This window comes from Tateyamaria algicola, from assembly GCF_047715485.1.
Classification (GTDB): Bacteria; Pseudomonadota; Alphaproteobacteria; order Rhodobacterales; family Rhodobacteraceae; genus Tateyamaria.
On the sequence record NZ_CP180422.1, the window covers coordinates 2,190,032 to 2,215,721 of the forward strand.

General features: G+C 62.2%; 18 protein-coding genes and 1 tRNA gene. 11 read left to right on the plus strand and 8 right to left on the minus strand.

Annotated features, from left to right (window positions below):
- Nucleotides 1–64: 64 nt before the first annotated feature.
- Nucleotides 65–2,611 (plus strand): cation-translocating P-type ATPase, encoded by a 2,547-nt coding sequence (locus ACMHLQ_RS13185; RefSeq protein ID WP_415401111.1) that lies wholly within the window; start codon nt 65–67, stop codon nt 2,609–2,611.
- 2 nt (nt 2,612–2,613) lie between these two features.
- Here the strand turns inward: ACMHLQ_RS13185 and ACMHLQ_RS13190 are convergent.
- Nucleotides 2,614–2,700 (minus strand) — tRNA-Leu (locus ACMHLQ_RS13190).
- Between the two features lie 204 nt (nt 2,701–2,904).
- Here ACMHLQ_RS13190 and ACMHLQ_RS13195 point away from each other — a divergent pair.
- Nucleotides 2,905–3,885 (plus strand): complex I NDUFA9 subunit family protein, encoded by a 981-nt coding sequence (locus ACMHLQ_RS13195; protein WP_415401112.1) that lies wholly within the window; start codon nt 2,905–2,907, stop codon nt 3,883–3,885.
- Here ACMHLQ_RS13195 and ACMHLQ_RS13200 read toward each other — a convergent pair.
- Complete coding sequence (locus ACMHLQ_RS13200) at nt 3,882–4,685, minus strand: undecaprenyl-diphosphate phosphatase (protein WP_415401113.1); 804 nt, start codon at nt 4,683–4,685, stop codon at nt 3,882–3,884. The genes ACMHLQ_RS13195 and ACMHLQ_RS13200 overlap by 4 nt on opposite strands.
- 217 nt (nt 4,686–4,902) lie before the next feature.
- Here ACMHLQ_RS13200 and ACMHLQ_RS13205 point away from each other — a divergent pair, with 217 nt between their 5' ends.
- The 4 genes from ACMHLQ_RS13205 to gltB all read left to right on the plus strand — a co-directional run bounded on the left by ACMHLQ_RS13205 (nt 4,903) and on the right by gltB (nt 12,233).
- The gene (locus ACMHLQ_RS13205; protein WP_415401114.1) at nt 4,903–6,345 is read left to right on the plus strand and encodes an NAD(P)-dependent oxidoreductase; all 1,443 of its coding nucleotides are present in this window, start codon (nt 4,903–4,905) and stop codon (nt 6,343–6,345) included.
- A gap of 208 nt (nt 6,346–6,553) precedes the next feature.
- Nucleotides 6,554–7,009: a GFA family protein gene (locus ACMHLQ_RS13210; protein WP_415401116.1), complete on the plus strand. Its 456-nt coding sequence runs from the start codon at nt 6,554–6,556 to the stop codon at nt 7,007–7,009.
- Nucleotides 7,006–7,707 carry a hypothetical protein gene (locus ACMHLQ_RS13215; protein WP_415401117.1) on the plus strand — a complete coding sequence of 234 codons (702 nt, stop codon included), beginning with the start codon at nt 7,006–7,008 and terminating at the stop codon, nt 7,705–7,707. The genes ACMHLQ_RS13210 and ACMHLQ_RS13215 overlap by 4 nt, the downstream gene beginning before the upstream one ends.
- Nucleotides 7,704–12,233: a glutamate synthase large subunit gene (gltB, locus tag ACMHLQ_RS13220; protein ID WP_415401118.1), complete on the plus strand. Its 4,530-nt coding sequence runs from the start codon at nt 7,704–7,706 to the stop codon at nt 12,231–12,233. Before ACMHLQ_RS13215 ends, gltB begins: the two co-directional genes overlap by 4 nt.
- Before the next feature lie 75 nt (nt 12,234–12,308).
- On the opposite strand, the gene ACMHLQ_RS13225 is transcribed toward gltB, so the two are convergent.
- Nucleotides 12,309–12,566, minus strand: a complete 258-nt coding sequence (locus tag ACMHLQ_RS13225; protein ID WP_415401119.1) for a hypothetical protein — start codon at nt 12,564–12,566, stop codon at nt 12,309–12,311.
- Between the two features lie 167 nt (nt 12,567–12,733).
- Between ACMHLQ_RS13225 and ACMHLQ_RS13230 the strand changes: the two genes are divergently transcribed.
- Genes ACMHLQ_RS13230 through ACMHLQ_RS13250 form a run of 5 tightly spaced genes read left to right on the plus strand, consistent with a single transcriptional unit; the run spans nt 12,734 to nt 17,992 of the window.
- Entirely contained in the window at nt 12,734–13,384 is a 651-nt protein-coding gene (locus tag ACMHLQ_RS13230; RefSeq protein ID WP_415401120.1) for an SGNH/GDSL hydrolase family protein, read from the plus strand.
- A 37-nt stretch (nt 13,385–13,421) separates the two neighbouring features.
- A complete protein-coding gene (mtgA, locus tag ACMHLQ_RS13235; protein WP_415401121.1) occupies nt 13,422–14,147 on the plus strand; it encodes a monofunctional biosynthetic peptidoglycan transglycosylase in 726 nt (241 codons plus the stop codon).
- 58 nt (nt 14,148–14,205) lie between these two features.
- A complete protein-coding gene (locus ACMHLQ_RS13240) occupies nt 14,206–14,871 on the plus strand; it encodes a glutathione S-transferase family protein (RefSeq protein ID WP_415401122.1) in 666 nt (221 codons plus the stop codon).
- A 60-nt stretch (nt 14,872–14,931) separates the two neighbouring features.
- Nucleotides 14,932–15,975, plus strand: a complete 1,044-nt coding sequence (queG, locus tag ACMHLQ_RS13245; protein ID WP_415401123.1) for a tRNA epoxyqueuosine(34) reductase QueG — start codon at nt 14,932–14,934, stop codon at nt 15,973–15,975.
- Between the two features lie 25 nt (nt 15,976–16,000).
- Complete coding sequence (locus tag ACMHLQ_RS13250) at nt 16,001–17,992, plus strand: hydantoinase/oxoprolinase N-terminal domain-containing protein (protein WP_415401124.1); 1,992 nt, start codon at nt 16,001–16,003, stop codon at nt 17,990–17,992.
- Nucleotides 17,993–18,032: 40 nt separating this feature from the next.
- Here ACMHLQ_RS13250 and ACMHLQ_RS13255 read toward each other — a convergent pair whose 3' ends face one another.
- The 5 genes from ACMHLQ_RS13255 to ACMHLQ_RS13275 are packed head-to-tail and all read right to left on the minus strand — an operon-like array spanning nt 18,033 to nt 25,687.
- Entirely contained in the window at nt 18,033–19,871 is a 1,839-nt protein-coding gene (locus ACMHLQ_RS13255; RefSeq protein ID WP_415401125.1) for a hypothetical protein, read from the minus strand.
- Complete coding sequence (locus ACMHLQ_RS13260) at nt 19,868–21,757, minus strand: hypothetical protein (protein WP_415401126.1); 1,890 nt, start codon at nt 21,755–21,757, stop codon at nt 19,868–19,870. The genes ACMHLQ_RS13255 and ACMHLQ_RS13260 overlap by 4 nt, the downstream gene beginning before the upstream one ends.
- Nucleotides 21,754–22,146 (minus strand): hypothetical protein, encoded by a 393-nt coding sequence (locus tag ACMHLQ_RS13265; protein ID WP_415401127.1) that lies wholly within the window; start codon nt 22,144–22,146, stop codon nt 21,754–21,756. Before ACMHLQ_RS13265 ends, ACMHLQ_RS13260 begins: the two co-directional genes overlap by 4 nt.
- Nucleotides 22,116–23,660 (minus strand): hypothetical protein, encoded by a 1,545-nt coding sequence (locus ACMHLQ_RS13270; protein ID WP_415401128.1) that lies wholly within the window; start codon nt 23,658–23,660, stop codon nt 22,116–22,118. The genes ACMHLQ_RS13265 and ACMHLQ_RS13270 overlap by 31 nt, the downstream gene beginning before the upstream one ends.
- A complete protein-coding gene (locus tag ACMHLQ_RS13275; protein WP_415401129.1) occupies nt 23,657–25,687 on the minus strand; it encodes a hypothetical protein in 2,031 nt (676 codons plus the stop codon). The genes ACMHLQ_RS13270 and ACMHLQ_RS13275 overlap by 4 nt, the downstream gene beginning before the upstream one ends.
- Nucleotides 25,688–25,690 lie beyond the last annotated feature (3 nt).

Genomic DNA, 25,690 nt, shown 5'->3' on the forward strand with positions numbered 1-25,690 from the left:
AACGGGGTTGGGCGCATTGACATTGATCAACACCTGCGAGGTCGGTCGACCGCATGAAGTGCGCATGGAACACGCATCAAAGCTGAGCGGTTTGAGCGCGCAGGAAGCAGCCCAACGGCTGGACGTGCATGGCCCGAACGAAATGCCGCGGCTGCCGCCGGTGCCCTGGTGGCGTACCGCCGCACGGCAGGTGGCGAGCCCTTTGATTCTAATCCTCGTGCTGGCGGCCGGGTTGGCCGCCCTGCTTGGTGAAACGATAGACGCGGCGGTGATTGTCGCCGTTGTCGTTTTGAACGCCGCCTTGGGATTTGTTCAGGAATGGCGGGCCGAACGTGCGCTGGCCGCTCTGACCGACATGCTTGATCCATCCGCGATTGTGCGCCGCGACGGGCAAGAACACCGTATTCCGGCGCGGGATATCGTGCCCGGCGACATCCTGATCCTGACTGCCGGGGATCGGATAGCAGCGGATGGTTCCCTGCTGATCTCGCGCCAGGCCGAGATTGACGAAAGCGTGCTCACGGGCGAATCCGTTCCCGTCTCCAAATCGCCGGGGCAAGGGATATCTGCCGGGACATCCATGGTCCTGGGCAGCGCAGAGGTCGAGGTGACCGCGACCGGGCCGGACACGGCTTTTGCAGAGATTGCGCAGCTGACAGGCGGTATCGACCGACGGCCCACCCGGTTGCAGATCGTGCTGGGCCGCCTGGCCCGATGGCTGGGGATCGTTGCGATTCTGATCGGTGCTGGCGTTGCACTGCTTGGGGTGTTGGCGGGGCAGGACATGTTCGCGATGGTTCTGACAGCCATCTCGCTTGCGGTTGCGATGGTGCCCGAAGGTCTTCCCGCGGTGGTGACGATCACTCTGGCGCTTGGGGCCGGGGCCATGGCACGCAAGAACGCGTTGGTGCGGCGCATGCAGGCTATCGAAACCCTTGGCGCGGCGACGGTGATTTGCACGGACAAGACCGGCACCCTGACCGAGAACCGCATGGTGGCAACGCATCTTTGGGCGGCAGGTGGTCTGCATGACATCCCGGCATTGGGTGCTGCCGATGGCGCGGGTCTGTATGCGCGGATCGCGACGGTTGCGGGCATCTGCACACATGCCACGCGTTCCATCGATGCAAGCGGCATAGAACATTCAGTTGGTAGCCCGACCGAGGTTGCCCTGCTCGAGCTGGCGTTGCGCATCGGTGATGTGCCCGCGGGGGACGCGCTGGCCGAGGTGCCGTTTTCCAGTGAGCGCAAGCGCATGTCGATGCTGTTTGACGGGCCAGGCGGACGTCGCCTGTTGCTCAAGGGCGCGCCTGAGGTTGTCCTGCAACGCGCCTCGCACGTCGCCTGGCAGGACGCGGATGTGGCCATGACGAACGCGCGGCGAAAGGATCTGACGCAAGCCTATGAGGCGCTGGCCGCCCAAGGGCTGCGTGTTATCGCGCTGGCTGACCGGGGCGCCGTGGGCGAGGACATCGAAGAGGACGATCTGTGCCTGCTAGGGTTCGTGGGTCTGATGGACCCGCCCCGCATGGAGGTGGCAGGTGCCATTGGGCGCGCGCGGGATGCCGGCATCCGCGTGATCATGATCACGGGCGACAGTCCGGTAACGGCGCGCACCATTTCGCAAGACCTTGGTATTCCCGTCCAACAGGTGTTGACGGGTGACGCCCTTGGCACGCTGACGGATGTGCAGCTGACCGAGGCATTGCGCAGCGATGTCCTGTTCGCCCGCACTCGCCCTGCCGACAAGTTGCGCATTGTTCAGGCGTTGCAAGCCAATGGCGCGGTGGTGGCCATGACGGGCGACGGCGTGAATGACGCGCCCGCGCTCAAGCGCGCCGATATCGGTGTCGCCATGGGCCAGCGCGGAACGGACGTGGCGCAGGAGGCGGCGGATGTCATCCTGCTGGACGACAACTTTCGCACCATCGTCAACGCGATTGACGAGGGGCGGCGGCAATTCTTGAACATTCGGAAATTCGTGCGCTATTTGCTCAGCTCGAACGCGGGCGAAGTGGTCGCGCTCGTGGCAAACATCCTGATCGGCGGCCCCCTGATCTTTCTCGCCACACAGATACTGTGGATGAACCTCGTGACGGACGGCGTGACGGCTGTTGCCCTCGGGCTGGAAAAGGCCGAGCCCGGTCAGATGCACCAGCCCCCGCGTGACCCGGACAGCCCGATCCTGGGGCGCTCCGGCGTATTGCTGATCCTTGCGTTCGGGACTTACACGGGATGCGCCAGCCTGTTCCTGTTCTATACGTTTCTGCCCGTCGATCCTGCGGTTGCAAACACGCTGGCGTTTACGGCGATGGTGGTGTTCGAGAAGATGTCCGTCTTTGCATTCCGCTCTCTGAAGACACCGGTCAGTCGCATCGGCTGGCTGTCGAACCGGTTTCTGATCCTCGCCCTGATCGTGACGCTGGGGCTACAGGTCGCTGCGGTGTATCTGCCGGGCTTGCAGATTTTGCTGCACACAGTGCCGTTGCAAGGCGAACACTGGCTATGGATTGCGGGCCTGTCGCTGCCACTGCTGATCGTGCCCGAGGCGATCAAATGGGCACGCGCGCGCCATAGTCCGCAGCAGCCAGTTGTTATCAAAGAGGGGTGAAATGGTGCCCAGAAGAGGACTCGAACCTCCACGTCCATACGGACACTAGCACCTGAAGCTAGCGCGTCTACCAATTCCGCCATCTGGGCACGGGTTGGTGTTGGGGCGTTTAAGCGCAGTGGCGGGGGGTGTCAATCCGATTCTGGCGTTGGTTCGTGTTGTGGCGGCAGGTGCCTTCGGCGAGGATTTTTCGGGAACAGAGAAGCCAGCCCCGCCCCGCGCCAAATTGGCGTCTTGTCTGTGTTTGGGGCGGGCGGTAGATACATTCAGGTTTCATGCGCAAGGAGCGGGTCATGTCCAAGCTGGTCACCATCTATGGCGGGTCGGGGTTTGTCGGGCGATACATCGCGCGGCGCATGGCCAAGGCCGGTTGGCGTGTGCGCGTGGCCGTGCGTCGCCCGAACGAGGCGATCTTTGTCAAACCGTATGGCGTTGTGGGCCAGGTCGAGCCTGTGCTGTGCAACATTCGGGATGATGCTTCGGTGGCGCAGGTCATGGCCGGCGCTGATGCCGTGGTGAACTGTGTGGGCATTCTGGCAAAAAGCGGCAAGAACACCTTTGACGCCGTGCAGGCGGAAGGTGCAGGCCGTATTGCCCGCATCGCCGCCGAGCAGGGTGTTTCGCACATGGTGCACGTGTCTGCCATCGGGGCAGATACCGAAAGCGACAGCGATTATGCGCGCACCAAGGGTGCTGGCGAAGCTGCGGTCGTGGAACATGTGCCCGGTGCCGTGATCCTGCGCCCGTCTATCGTGTTTGGTCCCGAGGACGGGTTCTTTAACCGCTTTGCAGGCATGTCGCGCATGGGGCCGGTGCTGCCTGTGGTCGGTGCGGATACGATGTTCCAGCCGGTTTATGTGGATGACGTTGCCAAGGCGGCGGAATTGGCGCTGACCAGCGATGTGGCCCCCGGTGTCTACGAGTTGGGCGGTCCGGATGTGCGCAGCTTTCGCGATCTGATGGCGCTGATGCTGGACGTGATCCGGCGGCGACGCGCCGTGGTGAACATTCCATTCCCTGTCGCTGGCCTGATGGGCTTTGGCTTTGACATGGTGAACGCGCTGACGCTTGGGCTGATCCCGGCGCAGATTACACGCGATCAGGTGCGCAACCTGCGCAAGGACAATGTCGTGGGCGCGGATGCGATGGGCTTTGCCGATCTGGGGATCGCGCCGGTGGCGATGGAATCGGTGCTGCCTGACTACCTCTGGCGCTTCCGCCCGTCGGGTCAGTATGACGCGATCAAGGAAAGCGCCAAGAACCTGCGCGCCTAGGTATAAGCCCAGATCAGCAGGCCAATCCCCAGGACCACGCGGTAGATCACGTAAGGTGTAAAGCTGACGCTGCGCAAAAGGCGCATCATCAGGACAAGTGCGCCCAATGCGGCGAGGAAGGCGAAGGCGGCGGCGATGCTGGCGTCGCGCATCAGGGCCCAATTGGCATCCCCGATGACATCAAGGCTCAGCACGAGGCCCGAGGCCATGATCACCGGGATTGACATCAGCATGGCAAGTCTTGCGGCCCCTTCGCGCCCGTAGCCAAGTTTGCGCGCGGCGGTGATGGTGATGCCCGAGCGTGACGTGCCGGGGATCAGGGCGAGGCATTGGGCGAGGCCCATGAGGGCTGCGTCCTTGAGGGTCCACCGCTCGGCTGTGCGTTCGGTGTCACCGGTCATGTCGGCCCAGTACAGGACAAGGCCAAAGATCAGCATCGTCCATCCGATCACGGCGACGGAGCGCATGGCCTCGTCCAGCCCGGTGACCTTGATGACCAGACCCACTGCGACTGCGGGAATCGTTGCAATGATGAGGCAGAGGGCGAGGAACGCGCCTGGTGTGTCGACCTTGCCCCGCGCCAGCCGTCCGAGACCGTGGGCGGCGATCCGCACATCGGTCCAGAAATAGAGGATGACGGCCAGCAAAGTGCCCACATGGACCGCCACGTCAATGGCCAATCCCTGATCTGGGGTGCCCGTGAGTGAGGGCAACAAGATGAGGTGGCCAGACGAAGAAATCGGCAAGAACTCAGTGATGCCTTGGACAACGGCAACAACCAGAAGTTGGAAAAGAGTCATGACTGCGCGTTCCTCGTGATACTCTGTTAGTACAAGTCTCTGATTCTGAACGCAAAGCCAGAATATATGTCCGAATCGGACACATATTTACTAACGGCTGGTTGCTTGTGCGCGCGCAACAGTAAATAAATCTTAAATTATGTCAGCATCTATGACTTTTATTCCGCCAGAACATGTCGTAGACCGCCCGCAAGAACCCAGTGGGGAGGAGCGACACATGGCCGAGCAACCGATGTTGAAATTCGTGAAGATCGAACGTGACATGCCGGAGAAGCGTGCGGCTGAGGTGCGTCGTGAGGATTTCAATGAGATTTATGCGGAGTATGCCGAGGCCAAGGCGCAGGAGCAATCCAGCCGCTGTTCGCAGTGCGGTGTGCCGTATTGCCAGAGCCATTGCCCACTGCACAACAACATCCCCGACTGGCTGCGCCTGACGGCCGAGGGGCGGTTGCGCGAGGCTTATGAGGTCAGCCAGGCCACCAACACCTTCCCCGAAATCTGTGGCCGTATCTGCCCGCAGGACCGTCTGTGCGAAGGCAATTGCGTGATCGAACAGTCGGGACATGGCACCGTCACCATCGGGTCGGTCGAGAAATACATCACCGATACCGCGTGGGATCAGGGCTGGGTTCTGCCCATCAAGCCAAGCATGGAGCGGGCCGAATCCGTGGGTATCATCGGCGCGGGCCCCGGGGGCCTTGCCGCCGCGGATGTGCTGCGCCGTGCAGGCATTCAAGTGACGATCTATGACCGCTACGACCGTGCGGGCGGCCTGCTGACCTATGGCATCCCTGGCTTCAAGCTGGAGAAGGATGTGGTCATGCGTCGCAACGAGCAGTTGGAACTGGGCGGCGTGACCTTCAAGCAGAATTGCAACGTGGGTGACGACATCAGCTTTGCCGAGATTCGTGACGCCCATGACGCGGTTATCATCGCAACGGGTGTCTACAAAAGCCGTGATCTTTCAATGCCTAACGGTGAAGCTGAGGGCATCGAAAAGGCGATTGATTTCCTGACGGCGAGCAACCGCAAAAGCTTTGGCGATGCGGTCGAGGATTTCGACAGTGGCCGCCTGAATGCGGAAGGCAAGAACGTCGTGGTCATCGGCGGTGGCGACACCGCGATGGACTGCGTGCGCACGTCGATCCGGCAGGGCGCGACGTCGGTCAAATGCCTCTATCGCCGGGACCGCGCCAACATGCCGGGATCGCAACGTGAGGTGCAGAACGCCGAGGAAGAGGGCGTGGTGTTCGAGTGGCTGAGCGCGCCCAAAGGGTTCACCACCGATGGCGACAAAGTTGCGGGCGTGATGGTGCAGAAGATGCGCCTTGGCGCGCCGGATGCGACAGGCCGTCAGGCCCCCGAGGTGATCGAAGGCGCCGACTATGTCGAAGAGGCCGATCTGGTCATCAAGGCACTGGGCTTCGAGCCCGAGGCGCTGCCGACCCTATGGGATCAGCCCGAACTGGAAGTGACCCGCTGGGGCACGGTGAAGGCGGAGTTCACGACCGGCAAGACGGCGATGGACGGTGTCTATGCGGTGGGTGATATCGTGCGCGGCGCGAGCCTGGTTGTGTGGGCCATCAAGGATGGGCGCAACTGTGCAGAGGCCATTCTGGAGCAAATGAATGCAACGGCCCAAGTGATCGCCGCCGAGTAGTGGACGGACCAAACTGCGCAGTTTCACCAGCAAATTGTACATTTTGAAACCGGCCAGAATCACCGGATTTTGGCCAAAATCACGAAACTGCGCAGATTGCCCCGAAAAATGTACGTTTTGCATCCGGGCGCAGAACTGAAGAGAAAATGAACAACCCAGGTCAACAATGCTGACCTGAAATGCCTCAACCGGTAAAGGAACGGTAAACATGGCGGACGACAAAACAACGCGGAGTGGAGGGTGCATGTGCGGGGCTGTGCGCTTTGACGCGCGCAATGTGCCGTCGACTTACGGTATCTGCCATTGTCCGATGTGCCGCCGCTGGACGGGGTCCGCCCTGCTCGGGGTCGATATGAAGACCGAAGACGTGACATGGCACGGTACGGACAACATCGCCGTGCGCGCCAGCAGCGCATGGGCTGAGCGTGCCTGGTGCAAGACCTGCGGTACCAACCTGTATTTCCGCCACACCAAACGCGACAAGTGGTTCGGTTATACCGAATTGCCGCTTGGCCTGTTTGACGATCCCGGTCGCTTTACCCTCAGCCACGAGATCTATGTCGATCAAAAGCCCGCCAGCTTTGCCTATGTTGGGGAGGGCCACAAACAGTTGACCCGCGCCGACGTGGTGGCGGCGAACCCTGATGTGGATGACACCGCATGATCCGTTTTTTGATGCCCATCGTACTGCTGTTCGGCACGGCAGCCCACGCGCAGGATGGCAGCCGGTTTTATCCGCCCGCAGGCTGTACCGAGCAGTTGACCATCCAGTCGCGTGGCTGTCAGGTCGACAATATCTGGACCTGCGAGGCGGACGCCCCCGGCGACAGCTGGCGCATGGAGTTCGGGGTGGATGGCCCCCGTTTCGTATCGCGTATCGACAGCGAAACGCAGTGGGTGGAATCCTATAACCTGTTCCCCACCCAGCGCCGCGTGCTTGTGCAGCCCTCGGACGATCCGGCAAGCCTGACCGAGTTGCTGGCCACGGGCATCGACACCTATGATTTTCTACAGCGTGCCCCGGACCGGGTGGTGCGCGTTGTCGGCTTTGACCGTTTGACCGGCGAAGAGGTCGTGATTGATGGCGAGCCGCTGCTGGTCACCGCCTTTGACGCCCGCCACGAAAGCACGAGCGGGCCGTTCCTGGAAGTGACCGGGACCGAATATGTGTCGGTTCGTCATCGCCGTTTCATCGCGGGCACCTATTCCGGCACCCATGAGGGCGAGCCGTTCGAGGAAGACAATTCGCCCGTCGATTTCATCTATCCGGGCGAGCCCGGCTTTTTCACCAAGACACCGCTTTACGATTGTGAGGCGTCCATCGCCAGCTATCGCCCGACTGTGAAAGGATCTGACCAATGACCAAATATGACGCCGATTGGGTACGCCGCGAGGACGCCAAGCGCACGTTCATGGCCGAAAATGGTCTTTATTCCGAGGCTGAAGAGCATTCATCCTGTGGCGTGGGTCTGGTTGTGTCGGTCGATGGCACGCCCAGCCGTCAGGTGGTCGAAAACGGGATCAAGGCGCTGAAGGCGATCTGGCACCGTGGCGCGGTCGATGCCGATGGCAAGACCGGCGATGGCGCGGGCATTCACGTGCAGATCCCGGTGCCGTTCTTCTATGACCAGATCGAGCGGACCGGCCACACGCCCAACCGCGACCAGTTGATTGCCGTGGGCCAGGTGTTTCTGCCCCGCACGGATTTCGGGGCGCAGGAAACCTGCCGCACAATCGTGGAAACTGAAGTGCTGCGCATGGGCTATTACATCTATGGCTGGCGCCACGTGCCGGTCGAGATTGCCTGTCTGGGCGAAAAGGCCAATGCCACCCGCCCCGAGATCGAGCAGATTTTGATCAGCAATTCCAAAGGTGTGGATGAAGAGACGTTTGAGCGTGAGCTGTATGTCATTCGTCGTCGGATCGAGAAGGCGGCCTTGGCCGCGCAGGTGCCTGCGCTGTACATCGCGTCGCTGTCATGCCGGTCGATCATCTACAAGGGCATGATGCTGGCCGAGCAGGTGGCGGAGTTTTACCCCGACCTGATGGATGAGCGGTTCGAGAGTGCCTTTGCCATTTATCACCAGCGTTATTCCACCAACACTTTCCCTCAGTGGTGGCTGGCCCAGCCCTTCCGCATGCTGGCCCATAACGGCGAGATCAACACGCTGAAGGGCAATCTGAACTGGATGAAGAGCCACGAGATCCGCATGGCCTCGGGTGCCTTTGGCGACATGGCCGAGGACATCAAGCCCATCGTGGCGAGCGGGTCGAGTGACAGCGCCGCGCTGGATGCGGTGTTCGAGGTGCTGGTGCGTGCGGGTCGCAATGCGCCGATGGCCAAGACGATGCTGGTGCCCGAGTCGTGGTCCAAGCAGGCGGTGGAGCTGCCGCAGGCGTGGCGCGACATGTATTCCTACTGCAACTCGGTGATGGAACCGTGGGATGGCCCTGCCGCCCTTGCGATGACCGATGGCCGCTGGGTGTGTGCGGGTCTGGACCGGAACGGGCTACGCCCGATGCGTTATGTCGTGACCAATGACGGGATGGTCATTGCCGGGTCGGAAACCGGTATGGTGCCCCTAGAAGAGGCCAATGTGGTCGAAAAGGGTGCGCTGGGGCCGGGCCAGATTCTGGCCGTGGATATGGCCGAGGGCAAGTTGTTCCACGACACCGAGATCAAGGATCAACTGGCCGCCTCGCAGCCCTTTGGCGACTGGGTGGGCAAGATCAAGGACCTGGAATCCGATCTGTCCGGTGTGATGGAAAAGCCGGTGTTCACGGGCGATGCGCTGCGCCGCCGTCAGATTGCGGCCGGGTATACGATTGAAGAGCTGGAAAACATCCTGGCCCCCATGGCCGAGGACGGGAAAGAGGCGCTGGCGTCGATGGGGGATGATACCCCCAGCGCGGTGTTGTCCAAGAAGTACCGCCCGCTGTCGCATTTCTTCCGCCAGAACTTTTCCCAGGTGACGAACCCGCCCATCGACTCCCTGCGCGAGTTCCGGGTGATGAGCCTGAAGACACGGTTCGGCAACCTCAAGAACGTGCTGGACGAAAGCAGCGCACAGACCGAGATCATCACGCTGGACAGCCCCTTTGTGGGCAACAGCCAGTGGGACGAGATCACCGCGCATTTCAACGCCGATCTGGTCGAGATCGACTGTTCGTTCGAGGCGGGCACGGGCGCGCTGAGCGCCGGTTTGGCCCGTATCAGAGACGAAGCGGAGGATGCCGTGCGGTCCGGTGCGGGGCATATCATCCTGACCGACCAGCATTCCGATGCAGGCCGCGTGGCGATGCCGATGATTCTGGCGACAAGTGCCGTGCACAGCCATCTGACCCGCAAGGGCCTGCGCACCTTCTGTTCGCTGAACGTGCGCAGTGCCGAATGCATCGACCCGCATTACTTTGCCGTGCTGATCGGCTGTGGTGCGACCGTGGTCAACGCCTACCTCGCCGAGGATTCGCTGGCTGATCGCATTGATCGGAGCCTGATCGACGGGACACTGACCGAGGCGGTTGCGCGCTATCGCAACGCGATTGATCAGGGTCTGCTCAAGATCATGGCGAAGATGGGGATTTCGGTTGTCTCGTCCTATCGCGGCGGTCTGAATTTCGAGGCTGTAGGCCTGTCGCGCGCCATGTGTGCGGAATACTTCCCCGGCATGACCAGCCGTATTTCGGGCATTGGTGTCACCGGCATTCAGTCCAAGGCCGAAGAGGTGCATCGCGCAGGCTGGGAGGGCACCAACGTGCTGCCCATCGGCGGTTTCTACAAGGCGCGCCAGTCGGGTGAGACGCATGCCTGGGAAGCGACCAGCATGCACATGATGCAGATGGCCTGTAACAAGGCGTCTTACCAGCTGTGGCAGCAGTATTCGGCCAAGATGCGGTCGAACCCGCCGATCCACCTGCGTGACCTGATGGACATCAAGCCGCTGGGCGCGCCTGTGCCGTTGGAAGAGGTGGAAAGCATCACGTCGATCCGCAAACGCTTTGTCACGCCGGGCATGAGCTTGGGCGCGCTGAGCCCGGAGGCGCACAAGACGCTGAACGTGGCGATGAACCGGATTGGGGCGAAGTCGGACAGTGGCGAGGGCGGAGAAGATCCCGCGCATTTCCACCCCGAGCCCAATGGCGACAACCCGTCGGCCAAGATCAAGCAGGTGGCGAGCGGTAGATTTGGCGTGACCGCCGAGTACCTGAATCAGTGCGAAGAGCTGGAGATCAAGGTTGCCCAAGGCGCCAAGCCCGGTGAGGGTGGCCAGTTGCCCGGCATGAAGGTCACCGACCTGATTGCGCGTCTGCGCCATTCGACCAAGGGTGTGACGCTGATCAGCCCTCCGCCGCACCACGATATCTATTCGATCGAGGATCTGGCGCAGCTGATCTATGACCTCAAGCAGATCAACCCGCGCTGCAAGGTGACGGTCAAGCTGGTGGCATCAAGCGGCGTCGGCACCATTGCGGCCGGTGTCGCCAAGGCCAAGGCCGATGTGATCCTGATTTCGGGGCACAATGGAGGCACCGGGGCGTCGCCTGCGACCTCGATCAAATACGCCGGTCTGCCCTGGGAAATGGGCCTGACCGAGGCGCATCAGGTGCTGTCGATGAACAACCTGCGTGAGCGGGTGACATTGCGTACCGACGGGGGCCTGCGCACTGGGCGCGATATCGTGATGGCGGCGATGCTGGGGGCCGAAGAATACGGCATCGGCACTGCGGCGCTGATCGCCATGGGCTGCATCATGGTGCGCCAGTGCCAGTCCAACACCTGCCCCGTGGGCGTGTGTACGCAGGATGAATCGCTGCGCGAAAAGTTCACCGGCAATGCGGACAAGGTGGTGAACCTGATCACCTTCTACGCGCAGGAAGTGCGTGAGTTGCTGGCGCAGATCGGTGCCCGGTCGATGGACGACGTGATTGGCCGTGCGGACCTGCTGGCGCAGGTGTCGCGCGGGTCGGCCCATCTGGATGACCTCGACCTCAACCCGATGCTGATCACCGTCGATGGGGCCGCCGACATCGTCTACAACCGCGACAAGGACCGCAACGCGGTGCCCGACACGCTGGATGCACAGATCGTGCGGGACGCGGCGCGGTTCCTTGAGGATGGCGAGAAAATGCAGCTGTCTTACGCGGTGCAGAACACGCACCGGACGGTTGGCACCCGCACGTCGAGCCATATCGTGCGCAAATTCGGCATGCGCAACACGTTGCAGCCGGATCATTTGACGGTGAAGCTGACTGGCTCTGCTGGCCAATCCCTGGGGGCCTTTGCGGCGCCGGGGCTAAAGCTGGAAGTGTCGGGCGATGCCAATGACTATGTGGGCAAGGGCCTGTCGGGGGGCACCATCGTGGTGCGCCCGCCCATGGCCAGCCCCATCGTGGCGGCGGAAAACACCATCATCGGCAACACGGTGCTGTATGGCGCGACCGACGGGTTCCTGTTTGCCGCAGGCCGCGCGGGCGAGCGGTTTGCCGTGCGCAATTCGGGCGCGCAGGTCGTGATCGAGGGCTGTGGATCGAACGGGTGTGAATACATGACCGGCGGCGTTGCCGTGATCCTGGGCGAGATCGGCGCAAACTTTGGCGCGGGCATGACCGGGGGTATGGCGTATCTGTACGACCCCGAGGGCAAGGCCGAAGCGTTGATGAACATGGAAACGCTGGTGACCTGCCCGGTGACCGTGGATCACTGGATGGGGCAGCTCGAAGAGTTGCTGGAGCGGCATTTGCGCGAGACCGGCAGTGTCAAAGCCGCCGATATCCTGCAGCACTGGGACACCGAACAGCACCATTTCCTGCAGGTCTGCCCCAAGGAGATGCTGGTGCATCTGCCCGCGCCGCTGAGCCTGGAGCAGGGGGCTATTCCGGCCGAGTGAGCCTGGAGTGCATTGAAAGCGGGCCGGGATTGAGTTCCTGGCCCTTTTTCATGTGCAGGCAGGACCGAAAGAACTCTATCTCGCGAACTGGTGCTGGGCGTCTTCGTCGCGCCTTGCGATCATCTTGCTCGCCTTGTCGCGGCTGCCCACATGGGTATTCTCGGCCAGCACGTCCGCAACGCGGGTGGGCATTGTCCCCAGCTTGTTGGCGATCACGTGATCCGCGTCGCCGGACCATTTGAGGACCCAGACAAGGGCGGCATCTGTGGTGTTCAGCACCCGGAATTGCGGTGCGACGGCGCCGGATTGGGCGCGTGTGAGTTCTTCAATCATCTCCGATCTCCGACATGGTGTTAAGAGTGTGAGCACCTTGAACCATAGCAGAATCGCTTAATTTCTGTTAGCCATTAACACTTTGTAATTGATTAGAGTTTTCTGATTTTTTGGTGAATAGATCGTGTATGGCTGGCCCTGTCGCCGTGGGGCCATATCTATGGGCCATGCGGGTTCTGTTCCTTTGTCTGTGCATGATGGCCGCGCCCCTTGGGGCGGAGCCGTTGCGCGTGCTGGCCATCGGGGATTCCATCATGGCCTGGCACAAGTGGACGGGGCGCGACATCCCGTCGGTGATGGGTGCGGTGCTGCGGGCCGATGTCGAGAATGACGCGGTTGCGGGGTCGCGGTTTTCCAACACCTCGCGGCTGGGGCGTGCGGCAGGGTTTGACGTGCGCGCGCAGTTTCGTCGGGGCGCGTGGGACGTGGTGCTGATGAACGGCGGGGCGAATGATTTTCTGAACGACTGCCGGTGCCGGGCTTGCGACGCCGTGCTGGATGGGCTGATCGATGCCGAGTTGCGCGGTGAGGTGCCTGCGTTTGTTGCGTCTGTTCTGGGCACGGGCGCGCGGGTGGTCTGGATGGGGTATTACGCCAGCAACCGGTCGGGTCAGTTCACGGGGTGCCGCCCCTATCTGGTGGAATATGACGCGCGCCTTGCCCGGCTGGCTGCCGAGACGCCGGGCCTGACCTTTGTCGATTCAGAGGATGCGCTTGATCCGCAGGACCGGTCGCTGTTCGCCTTTGACGGTATCCATCCCTCACCCGAGGGTGCGCGCCTGATAGGCACATATCTGGCGCAATCGTTGGCGCGGTAGTTCACAGATCGCGCATCGGCCCCTATAGCTTGGGGGGATGGCAAAGAGCAGTAAAAAGACCACCAAAACATCCAAGGCCAAGCGCCGGTTTCGACCGGGACGCTGGCTGTTGCGCTGGACCTTGCGCGGGGTCAGTGTGGTGTTCCTGATCGCTGTGGCGGCGACGCTGCTGTGGTCGGTGCTGAACCCGCCCACGACCTTTTACATGATGCAGGAATCCCGCCGGTTGGGCGGTGTGGACCACGAGTGGGTCGATATGGACGAGATTGCGCCGATCATGGCGCGCGCCGCCGTGGCCGCCGAGGATGCCAATTTCTGCCTGCACTGGGGCCTCGACGTCGTGGCCATCCGCCGCGCCATTGACGAGGGCAGCAGCCGGGGCGCGTCGACCATTTCGCAGCAGGTGGTCAAGAACGTGTACCTCTGGCACGGGCGATCCTGGACCCGCAAGGTGATGGAGGCGGCGATGACCCCGCTGGTCGAGGCGCTGTGGTCCAAGCGCCGTATCCTCGAGATGTATCTGAACGTGGCCGAGTTCGACGAGGGCGTGTTTGGCATCGAGGCCGCATCGCGTCATTACTTCGGCGTTGGCCCCGATGCGCTGAGCAATGTGCAGGCCGCGCGCCTTGCAGCCATCCTGCCCAATCCCAAGGGGCGGTCGGCCAGCAATCCGTCATCCTACGTGCGCAAACGCGCCAGTTCGATCCTGGACGGAGCGGCCACGATCCGCGCGGATGGGCGTGCGCGCTGTTTCCAGAGTTGAAAATCCACCCTCTAAGGTGCATGGATGCCAGACCGTATTGCATGACCCCGGATTGACCATGGCCCGACTGTTTCACGTTCCCCTGTCCCCCTTTTGCCGCAAGGTGCGCCTGAGCCTTGCGGAAAAGAAGATCGAGGTGGAGCTGGTCGAGGAGCGCTATTGGGAGGCGGACCCGGATTTCCTGCGCCGCAATCCGGCCGCCAAGGTGCCTGTGCTGCGTCTGGACGGGATCATGATGGCCGAGAGCGCGGCAATTTGCGAATACATCGAAGAGACGCGGCCCGAGCCGTCCCTGATGCCCAGCGATCCGGCTGCCAAACTGGAGGTGCGCCGCCTTGTGGGCTGGTTCGATGACAAGTTCCATCACGAGGTGACGTCCAAGCTGCTCTATGAGCGGGTGAACAAGAAGGTGATGGGCCAGGGCTTTCCCGACAGCCGGAACGTCAAGGACGGGGCCAAGGCGATCAAGTATCACCTCGACTACATGACCTGGCTGCTGGATCACCGCCGCTGGCTGGCGGGGGACGTGATGACGTTGGCCGATTTTGCCGCTGCGGCTCATTTGTCGTCCTTGGACTACATCAGTGACGTGGATTGGAACCGGTCGGAGGTCGTCAAGGACTGGTATGCCAAGATCAAGTCGCGGCCCGCGTTTCGCTCGATCCTGGCGGATCAGGTCTCGGGCTTTCCACCGCCGCGCCACTACAATGACCTCGATTTTTGAATTTGGCGTTGGACTGGGGCGCTGCCCCAGACCCCGTGGTATTTTTGGTCAGAAGAAAACATGGGCCTGAAACAGCAGGTCATAGCGCGCGCCCTTGAGGAAGGGTTTGTGATGGCGCGGGTGTGCCGCCCGGATGCGGTGCCTGATGTTGCGGATCGATTGGCCGCATTTGTGGCCGAGGGCTATCACGGGCAGATGGGCTGGATGACCGAGCGGATGCATTGGCGCGGCAACCCTGCGGCGCTGTGGCCCGAGGCGCGGTCGGTGCTGATGCTGGCCGAGAGTTATGCGCCCGCGCATGATCCACTGGCGGTGCTCGAGCGCCCCGACTTGGGCGCCGTGTCGGTCTATGCGCAGGGGCGTGATTACCATGACATCGTCAAGAAACGGCTGAAGCGTCTGGGGCGCTGGTTGATCGAGACGGCAGGGGGTGAAATCAAGGTGTTCGTGGATACCGCCCCGGTGCCGGAGAAGGCGTTGGGGCAGGCGGCGGGCCTTGGCTGGCAGGGCAAGCACACCAATCTGGTGAGCCGGGATTGGGGCAATTGGGCCTTTTTAGGGTCTGTTTTTACCACATTGGAGCTGGAACCGGACGCAGGCGAAGTTGATCATTGCGGGTCCTGTCGTGCCTGTCTGGACGTGTGTCCGACGGATGCGTTTCCGGCGCCTTACCGTTTGGACGCGCGGCGGTGCATTTCCTATCTGACGATTGAGCATAAGGGACCTGTGGAGGTCACGCTGCGCCCGCTGATGGGCAATCGGATTTATGGCTGTGATGATTGTCTGGCGGTGTGCCCCTGGAACAAGTTTGCCGTTGCCGCAAGCGACATGCGCTATCTGGGCGCGGTTGGTGCGCCGCCCTTGGCGGAATTGGCAGCGTTGGATGATGCGGCTTTTCGCGCGCGGTTTTCCGGATCGCCCATCAAGCGGATCGGGCGGGATCGGTTTGTGCGCAATGTGCTGTATGCCATCGGGAATTCGGGGGATATGACGCTGGTGCCTGTTGCGCAGGGGCTGGTTGAGGACGCTGATGCCACAGTCGCCGACGCTGCGCGCTGGGCGGTGACGCGTTTGGGCGCGACGGGTCGCGAACGGGCGCTGTAGGCAGGCCGAAAACAAGGGGACGGGCATGGCCATATTGCTGGGCGTCGATACGGGCGGCACCTATACGGACGCGGTTTTGATCCGGGACGAGGAGGAGGTCTTGGCCCGCGCCAAGGCGCTGACCACGCGCCACGATCTGGCCGTGGGTGTGGGCGAGGCGGTGCGGGCGGTGCTGGCCGCATCCGGCGTTGCCTCGCATGACGTTGCGATGGCGTCACTGTCCACGACCCTGGCCACCAATGCGCTGGTCGAGGGGCAAGGCGGTCGCGTGGCGCTGATCTACATCGGGTTTCGCGCGCAGGATCTTGAGACGCAGGGGTTGGCGGACGCCTTGGCGGGTGATCCGGTCTGTGTGCTTGCGGGCGGACATCTGCATGATGGAGCGGAGGCCGTACCGCTGGACGAGGCGGGGCTTTTGGCCTTTTTAGAGACACATAAGGACGATGTGAGCGGCTTTGCCGTGGCGGCTCAATTTGCGACCCGTAACCCCGCGCATGAGCAGCGTGCGATGGAGATGGTGCGCGCTGTGACGGGGCGGCCCGTGTCCGCCAGCCACCAGTTGTCGGCCAAGCTGGGCGGCCCCAAGCGGGCGCTGACCGCAGTGCTGAATGCCCGGCTGATCGGGATGATCGATGCGCTGATCGGCCGTGCCGAGGGCGAATTGCGTGCCCTTGGGATCGAGGCGCCCATGATGGTGGTGCGTGGGGATGGGGCGCTGATGTCGTCCGCGCAGGCTCGTGCCCGGCCCATCGAGACGATCCTGAGCGGGCCTGCGGCCTCGATCGTGGGGGCGCGGTGGCTGACGGGGGCGGATCATGCGCTGGTCAGTGACATTGGCGGCACGACGACGGATGTGGCGATGCTGCGCGATGGGCGTCCCGCGATTGACCCGGACGGCGCGCGGGTTGGCCCCTATCGCACGATGGTCGAGGCGGTGGCGATGCGCACCACGGGGCTGGGCGGTGACAGCGAGGTGCATTTCGTCGGTGAGGGCCTGCGCGGTGGTGTGACGCTGGGCCCGCGCCGCGTGGTTCCGGTGGCGTTGCTGGCGCATGAGGCACCTGATGTGGTGCTGGCGACGCTGGAGGCGCAGTTGCGCAGCAGCACGCCGGGAGAGCATGACGGGCGGTTTGTGCGGGCGGTTCCGGGTGTGCAGGCCGATGGCCTTGCGTCCCGTGATGCGGATCTGCTGGGGCGGATCGGGGGCGGTGTGCACCCTATGGGTGACGTGCTGCGCACCCGGATGGAGCAGGGGGCGCTGAAGCGCCTGGTGGCGCGCGGGCTGGTGCAGGTGTCGGCACTGACGCCGTCGGATGCGAGCCACGTGCTGGGGCGGTTGGAGGCGTGGGACGTGTCGGCGGCGCGGATGGCCTGCCGGTTGTTCGGGCGTCGGCGCACAGGTGCGGGCGAGGCGCTGGCGGCAGAGCCGGAGCGTCTGGCGCGGATGGTGCTGGATCAGTTGACCCATCAGACCGGGCTGGCCCTGTTGCAGGCCGCGCTGGCCGAGGAAGGGTTGGACGAGGGGCTGGCGACCCATGTTCTGATGCAGAAAGGGTTGGGCGGTCATGCCGGTTTCCTCAAGTTAGAGACTGGTTTGGCAGTGCCTGTTGTCGGTTTGGGCGCTTCGGCGGTGACATACTACCCGGCGGTGGGCACGGAGATGGGGACCGAAATGATCCTGCCCGCTGACGGGGGTGTCGCGAATGCCATTGGCGCCGTGGTGGGCCGTGTTACGATGCGCCGCAGCGGGACGGTCACTGCGCCGAGCGAGGGCCGCTACCGCGTACACCTGGAGACGGGGCCAGAGGATTTTGCCGCGTCAGAGGCGGCTTTGGCCCGGTTAGAGACTGTATTGCGTGACGATGCGACCGGCGCAGCACAGGCAGCGGGTGCCGAGGAGATTGATGTGCGTGTCACGCGGGACATCCGCACTGCGCAGGCCGAGGCCCGCGAGGTGTTTGTCGAGGCGACGCTGACAGTCGAGGCCGCCGGGCGTCCCCGCGTCGCCGTGGGGTAGGTCGGGCAGGTGGCGGTGGATCACGTGGATTGCGCGGCGGTCAGGGTTTGCGGGCCCAGATACCGCTGTTGGGCGTAAACAGGTTCTGGCCCGAGACAAAGAGCGTACCGTCCCAGCTGACCACATTTGTGCCTTCGGGTTTCGGGGTGACCTGCACGCCGGGGACGGGTGTGTCCTGCAACCATGTTCCATTCTGATCGACCCGCCAGAGCGCAAACGGTGATGGCGTTTTAATGGAGTTCACATCGTTCACCGGAAGAAGGTAGATGTGCCCGGTCTGGACGGCGTTGGTGGGGCTGACAAAGCCGCACGGTTGGGGCGGGCTGCTGGTTGTCGTCCAGTTTGTACCATCGCTGGACCGGCTGCACAGCATCGGCTGAGGTGAGTTGTCGCTGGTTGTGCTCTGGTCAAATACCCAGAACTCTCCATTCATCCATTGCAGGTTTGTGAGACCAATTGCGCTGGATCCCGTGCCCACCTGTTCCCATTGGGCGGCGCCAACCGGAAGCCTCATGATGGTCATGCCGTCTGCGTTCATCACCAACGCACAGAGCGCGCTATCCCCGTCTGCACAAATCGGTGCGCCGGCGCCGGTCATCGTTCCTGACGGGAATGGCGGCAGTGGCGTCCAGGTGATGAAATCCATTGTGCTGAACAGTGCGAGGCCGCCTGTTGTCCGGTTGAACCCGGACAGGTAGGTCATCACACCCGAAACCGGTGCGGTGTAGACGATCGGAAGCTGCCCCAACAGCGGGAATGTCGCGCATGTGGTCCAATTCATCCCGTCTGCGGACAGGTAGAGCCCTGACAGCCCCGAGCTGTTACCTTGCGTCGTCGCGGCGGCGATGCCTGCGTGGGTCGACAGCAGCATAGTGCTGTGGGCCTGGGTGTCGGGGCCGGGATTGACCTGCACCCAATCAAACCCCGTGACAGGCGCGGGCTGGGTTGCGCTGGTGGATGCGACCGTGGCCGGGTTGGTGGCGGTGAAGGTGAAAACGCTGTTGACCAGCAGGGGAAACTGCGCTGTGCCAGCCGCAAAATCGACGGGCTGCGCCGTAGCGCCCGGCGTGGTTGTCACCGTTCCGGCCGTTGCGCTGGCTGTTGTCCAGTCGAGTGTTGCGCTGGGCATGACTGTCGGGTCTGTCGAGACCGTGACATTGAAATCGGTGATGGTCGGTGGCGCGATGGACACGATGGTTTGTTGCGTGATCTGCGCCTCTTTGGACGATCCGGGGCCGGACTGGGCCAGCAGCGTGAAGACCGTGGCCTGTTCCAGCGGATCGTCGATGTCGTAGCTGCCCGAACTGGGCAGGGGTTGGGACGGCTCGTTCTTGACGTTGCGGATAACCTTGCCGTTGTATTCAAGTGCAATGACGGCGCCGAGCGACGCCTCCCAGACCAACTGGGGCTTTCCGCCGTATTCGACGCTGTTGTGCGGGTTGGCATAAAACGCGGTGATCGCCAGAGGCGGCCAGGTTTTGTTGAGGCTCGCCGGAGTCTCGTAATGGGTTTTGTCGGGTCCGACCTGTTCCATTTTGACGTCCGAGGTGCCGGGACTGTTGTTGACGGTTATGTCGTTGATGTCGAATTCCAGACCTGTCGGCCCGACCTTACCATCGGCTGGCGTGTCGGGCGTCATGATAAAGATGCCACCGTTCTGACGTGCGCTCCAACCCTTGGGGCACTGGATGGTGACCGAGTTGAAGTTGTTGGCGAGGGATAGCGGCAGGCTGCCCGGCTGCAACGTGTATTTGAGCGACGTTACCTCGATCATATACTTGGTCGCGTTGGTCACGGTAAACGCCAGCGACAGCGTTTCGCCGCAACGCGGATTCGTGGGCGTTGCCGTCATCGCCATGGTCAGTTTGCCGGTTGTCATATGTCGTCCTTTTCGCTTGTCGGAAGGTTGCATGCCCAGAGGCCACCGCTGTACAAACTCAGGTTGCGCCCATCGACGGTGAACAGGACACCGCCATACTGCGCCACGCTGAGAAGATTGCTGTTCAAACCGGTTGAAATGTAGTTGTCGGTTGTTGGTTCATCCCGCGTCCAATGCCCAAGGCTGTCGATCCGCCAAAGGGTGAAAGGCGTTGTGTGCATGTCCTTGCCCGGAGAGATGAAGATGCAGATCTTGTCGTCAAAGACGGTCGCCTTCAGGCCCGAGTAGCCTTGGACCGCGTCGGGAATGTCATGTTTCGTCCAGGTGCGCCCATCCTCTGAGCTGTGCACAGAGAGTTCCGGGAAAATGTATGTGAGGCTCCCGATGGCCCACAATTTGCCGCCCATGAAGTGAAAGCTGGTGGAATGGCAGTTGGGCAGGTTTGTGCTGCCCACACGTTCCAGGGTTTGCATTTGGTCGGTTGACGTCCACATCGCGTTTTCGCTGTCTGCCACCGCAGTGTTGAAGATCCATGCCGTTCCCTTGTCGTCGAAGGTGATGGCGGCCGGGTGTATCTTGGACCCCGGCGGTTTTGGCATGACAGACCACGTTTCCAGATCGTGCGAGCCGTAGATCGTCCAGTCGGTGCCTGCGGCATTTGGCGCCGAGATGAATGTCATTCCGTCGTTCGCCGCAAAATAGATGGCATAGACCCAGTTGATTTCCGGGAGCGTCTTGATCCTGTGCCAGTGGACGGCGTCCTTTGTGACCCAAAGCTTGCAGAGCGACCCATACCTCTCTGCCTGGTTCAGCATGCCCAAGCCGTGGGCGGTTTCGTATAGTGCGCACATCCAAGGGCTATCGATTGGAGCATTGCCAACCGGAGCCCAGGAAAAGGGGTCTGGCGCTACGGTTTTCGAGACTGTTGCCGTGGTTTCGGACACCGGGTTCGTGGCCGTCAGCTCAAACGTCGTGGGCACGAGGACGGATGTTTCAACGCTGCCTTGGCCGACGTCCACGGGCTGGGATGTGCCGCCCGGGTGTGTCGTAAGCGTGGCCTGCGTTGCGCTGGTTGTTGTCCAGTCGATGGTTGCGTTCCAGATATGCCTGGTCTTGGTTTCTGCCAGGTCCAGTTTCATGGTGGCGCTGGGTGCCTCGATGGGCACGGTGAACTGCTTTTGCAGTTCAGGTGTTGCGTTGGCGGGTGCCCCGTCTTTGGCCGTAACGGTGATCACGGCGTGTTTGGTCATGTTGTCGATGCTGTAGTTGCCGGAACTGTGCAACGGCGTTCCGGGATGACCCTTGATGTGGTTGTAGGTGGTGCCGTTGACGTCCACCGTGATCGAGGCCCCGACCGACCCTGTCCAGTAGATCGTTGTTGATCCCCCATAAGGTACGGGCAGGGGGTCGGCGTAGACGTCTGTCAGCGAAAGCGGTGGCAGGACCTTGTCCAGCGGGAAGGTGCGTTTGTATTCTTGCGGTGTCTCGCCGGCCAGGGCGGCTGTGCTGGTCACTTTCACCTGCGCCACGCCGGGTTCGTTGTTCACCTTGATGTTCAGGATGTTGAACTGCAGCCCGTCCTTGCCGAGCTGCCCGTCACAGGGCGTTTTCGGCTTGGCGGTAAAGACGTTGTCCGCTTGTTCGAATGTCCAGCCTTCGGCCCCTGTGATCTGCAGGTGATCGAATTTTTCGGCGAGCCCATCGGGGAACCGCCCCTTGGCCAGTGTCATCTTGATTTCAGATACGGCGATGGCCACTGCGCCGGGAAAATCGACTGTGAAGTACAGGTCGAGCGTTTCGCCGCATTTGGGCGCTGCCGGGTTGGCCGTCATGCCCAAGGTGAGGGTTGGTGGCGTTGCGTCGGTGCCGTCCTTGCGTGGTGTCATGTGTTGCGCATCCAGATACCGCTGAGTGATGTGTTTGAGTTGAACGACGCAAACAACGTGTCCTTGTAGACGGCAATGGCGATGCCACCGATGGGCCCCGTCGGCAGGGCGTAACCGTTGGGGATGGCCGGGTCCTGCGCCCATGCGCCCGTCGCATCCATTTGCCAGAGGGCCAGCGGCAGTTTCTTTTTGAACACAGGGCTTGAGGCCATGAAAAGGCACAGCTTGCCCCGGAAGACCTGTGGATTCGGGCTGGGCAGCCCCTCCCAATTCGGGTTGCTCTCCTGCGTCCAGGTGATGCCGTCCGGGCTGGACCACACGTGGTAGAGTTGAGTGCTTTGCGCGTCCCGGCCGCCGATCAACCAGATCTTGCCCGCAAACCACGCCATTGATGGGCTAAAGCAGGGGGGCCGCACACCTTGCTTGCCAGTTTTGTCCAGGTCTTGAGCCCGTCCTTGGAACACCACACCTCGTTCTGTGTGCTGGTCGCCCCGAAGACAAAGACATCGCCCGTTGGCGCGGTGACGATGCTGGCATCGGGAAAGATGGATGTGGCCCATGGTGCCGTTGGGGGTTGCGTCCAGGTTTCCAGATCGGTGGAGGAGGTCAGCATGATCTGCCGTGCGTGCGGCGCGGGGCCGGTCACGGCGATGTTCCTTGTCATCGTTATGGCCGCGTTGTTGCGCGCCGTTGTGCCGATGGGCTGTTCCAGTTGTTGCGGGGGGTTCCCGCTCTGCCCGCCAATTTGTGCGATGGGAAAGGCGACGTCGATCCAGTCCATGCCGTTTTCCGAGAAAGCCGCGCTAACGACCGAGATGGACAGCAGCCCGTTTGGCATGGCCTGAACAAAGTGCGGTTCGCTCGGGCCGCCATTGACCTTTGTCCACCCCATGGCGGGGGGCGTCGCGGTTACTGTTGCGTGGGACGGGGCAGGGTAGGCCGGATTTTCCGCTGACAGGGTAAAATCGGTTTGCACGGCAATCGGCGTCTGGAACGTGCCGCTGTGCGGATCGACAAAGCGGTACACTGCCGCGAGCGAATTGGACAGCGTTGCCGATGTGGCGCTGGCGGCGGACCAGTCGATATCGACATGCGGTAGGGTGCCGGGCGTGGCACTGACCGTGGCCGTCAGCGTTTCGATCCGCGCGACGGACAGCTGCAATTGCACCTGTTTGCGCAAGGTGCGCGGGCTGCCCGAACCGGGATTGTTGGCGATGACTGTCACGGTCTTGTCCGTGGTCAGATTGTCGAAACTGTAGCTGCCGGTCGCGGGCAGCGGATCGCCTGGTTGCCCCTTGACGTGCCTGTGCACCTGCCCGTCGAAATCCAGTGTGATGGTTGCGCCGGGCGTCGCCTTCCAATGGACTGTGCCGCTACCGTCGTAGTCGATCAGGTTGGGCGTGCCATAGACGTTTTCGAGAAAGAAATCCGGCGGTGCCTTGTTCACGCCCACGGTCAGCTTGCCGATCCGCCCGTTCGGCCCGGTGGTTTCGGTCAGAACAAAGGGCACCGGCCCGCCCGGCTGGTCGTTGACCGGGATGCTCGAGATCACGAACACCACCGAGTTTGCGGTGATATTGCCGTCTTGGGGCGTTTGGGGTTTGACCGTGAAGATACCCGGCGACGAGGACGGACCAAATGTCCAGCCGGGCGACGCCTTGGTGACCACGTTGCTGAAACCATCAGATAGGTCTTGGGGGAACCGCCCGTTTTGCAGATTGATCTTGAGCTCTTGCAGGTCAATGGCCGCGTTGGTCGGGTTGGTCACACTGATCGAGATGGAGGCGCTGCGGTCCGCCTGGATCGGGTTGGGAATGGTGGAGAGCGCATAGTGCAGCAAGGTTGATTGTGTGCCCTGTGCAGCGGCAAGGAGAGGCGCGCGGCCATAAGCGTTTTCGGTCATTGTTTTGCGCTTTCGATCGAGGGGCAGTACATCCAGATACCGCCAGGGCCCGGCGTTGCCGGTTCGGGATCATCTGCAAGGCCGTTCATCTGCCCGACTGTGTCGACAAAGATCACGCCATTGAACTGCGCGATCTGAATGGTTCTGACGGTGATGGGTGGGACGATCAGGGGCAGGTCATCCTTTGGAGGATCCCGCCTGACCGTGTTGTCCGGCTGGATGCGGGTCAGGACAAGCGGATAGCCAAAGTAGTCATCACGCGCGGTGTCGCCATCCATGAACACGGTGTTGAGAACCGTTGCAGCGTCGTCGCCGATGGCGACCAGTTGTGCGCCAGGTTTACCCGCCAGTTCGAGGCCATCGACCTGTGTGATCACACCATCGCTGTCTTCGGTCATGACAATTGTGGCAGGGGGCGTGTTGCCTGTGAATTTCGAGGCGGTGAACCACATCTTGCCGTTGATCCAGTTGAGCGATTGCCCAACCACATTCGCGTCGATCGTCGCATCCTTGAGCGCGGTCGTCTCGGTCCAGGTTTTCAGGTCCTCGGTCTTGAACAGGCGAAAGGTTGTGCTGTCTGCGTCGTTGACGGAATGGCATGCGGCCCAGACATGCCCCTTTGGATCTACGCCCATGCATCCGGCGACTGCGATGTCCTGCTGTTGAGGCAGGTCCAGCGGCGGCGCCTGAACCCATGTTTCCAGATCGTCGCTGTACCACATGCCAAACGTGAAGTTCGGATCGAAGAGGGTCGAGCACAAGAACACCCGATCCTGAAAGGCAAAGGCCGAGGTTTGCGGCAGCGTATCGGTTGTAAAGGCACCTACTCCTTCGAACCCTGCTGTTGCGCTGGCCCAGGGTGCCGGGGCCTTGTGCGTTGTCCAGGTCATGCCGTCTGTCGAGGATGACACGCGGGCCTGGCTGGCGTCGTCTGTGCACATCTCGACACTGCACAGCCGCTTGGTCGTTGCGGTCAGCGCACTGACATCGGTGTTGGGCGATGGGCCGACGCGAATCCACGTGTCTGTCGGTGGGCAGAAGTCGACCGCATAGTCCGTTGGCTGGGCCGAGTCCGGGTTTTCAACCTCGACCTTGTAGGTCGTGGGAAACAGCCGTGGGATCGGCGTGTCCGGTACCGTCAGACACCCGTTTTCGTCGAGGGCCGTGGGATCGACCTCGATCTCGAGCGGATCGAGGTCGGGACCGCTGATGACCATGCGTTGCACGCTTTGGGGTTTCACCCTGAATTGCGTGGCGGGTTGGCCGCCCGGCGTGGCCTGCGTCAGCGCCTCGGCGTGCACGAGGGTGGCCGGACACAAGGCCACCGTGATCTGTTTCTCTTGTCGGTCGTGAGTGCCGTCGGCCTTTTGCCCGGTAGCGATGACAGTGATGACCGTGCTCTTTTCCAGCCCCTCGAGCAGGTAGGACCCCTGTGCCGCCAAGGGCCTGCCCGGCATATCCTTGACGGTTCTGATCGTCTTGTCCGGCAGGACGATTTCAATGACAGCGCCATGTGTGGCCGACCAGGTGAGCGTTGTGTCGCCAAGATAGTCGACGTCCGGCGGGTCTGCGACCAGGTTGTTGAGCGCGAGGGGCGGCGTTTCCTTGGTCAGTTGGGTCGTCCATGTGCCCAGCCGCGCGGTGTCCGGGGCCGCGCTGTGTTCCGTGACGGTGACCGGGGTTGGGCCGCTTTCGTCGTTGACGTGGATGTTGCCGATGTCGAATTCCAGACCATCCGCCCCGATGGCACCCGCCGCCGCGGACAGCGGGGCGATGTGGAAGGCCCCGCCCTTTTGCGTGATCTTCCAGTCCTCGGGATGGTTCAGGTGCAGATCGGAGGTGTCATTGGTCAGGGCCGTTGCCAGTGGCCCAACCACGATTTGAAAGTCGATCCGGGATACATGGATGATGGTGTCGGTCTGGTTCGACACGCCAAGGGTCAGCGTAACGTGTTGCCCGCACAGCGGTGGCATCGGGTTGACGTTCAAGCCATAGCTCAGCCGGGTTGCGCTGCCTTCGGTGTTCAAGGC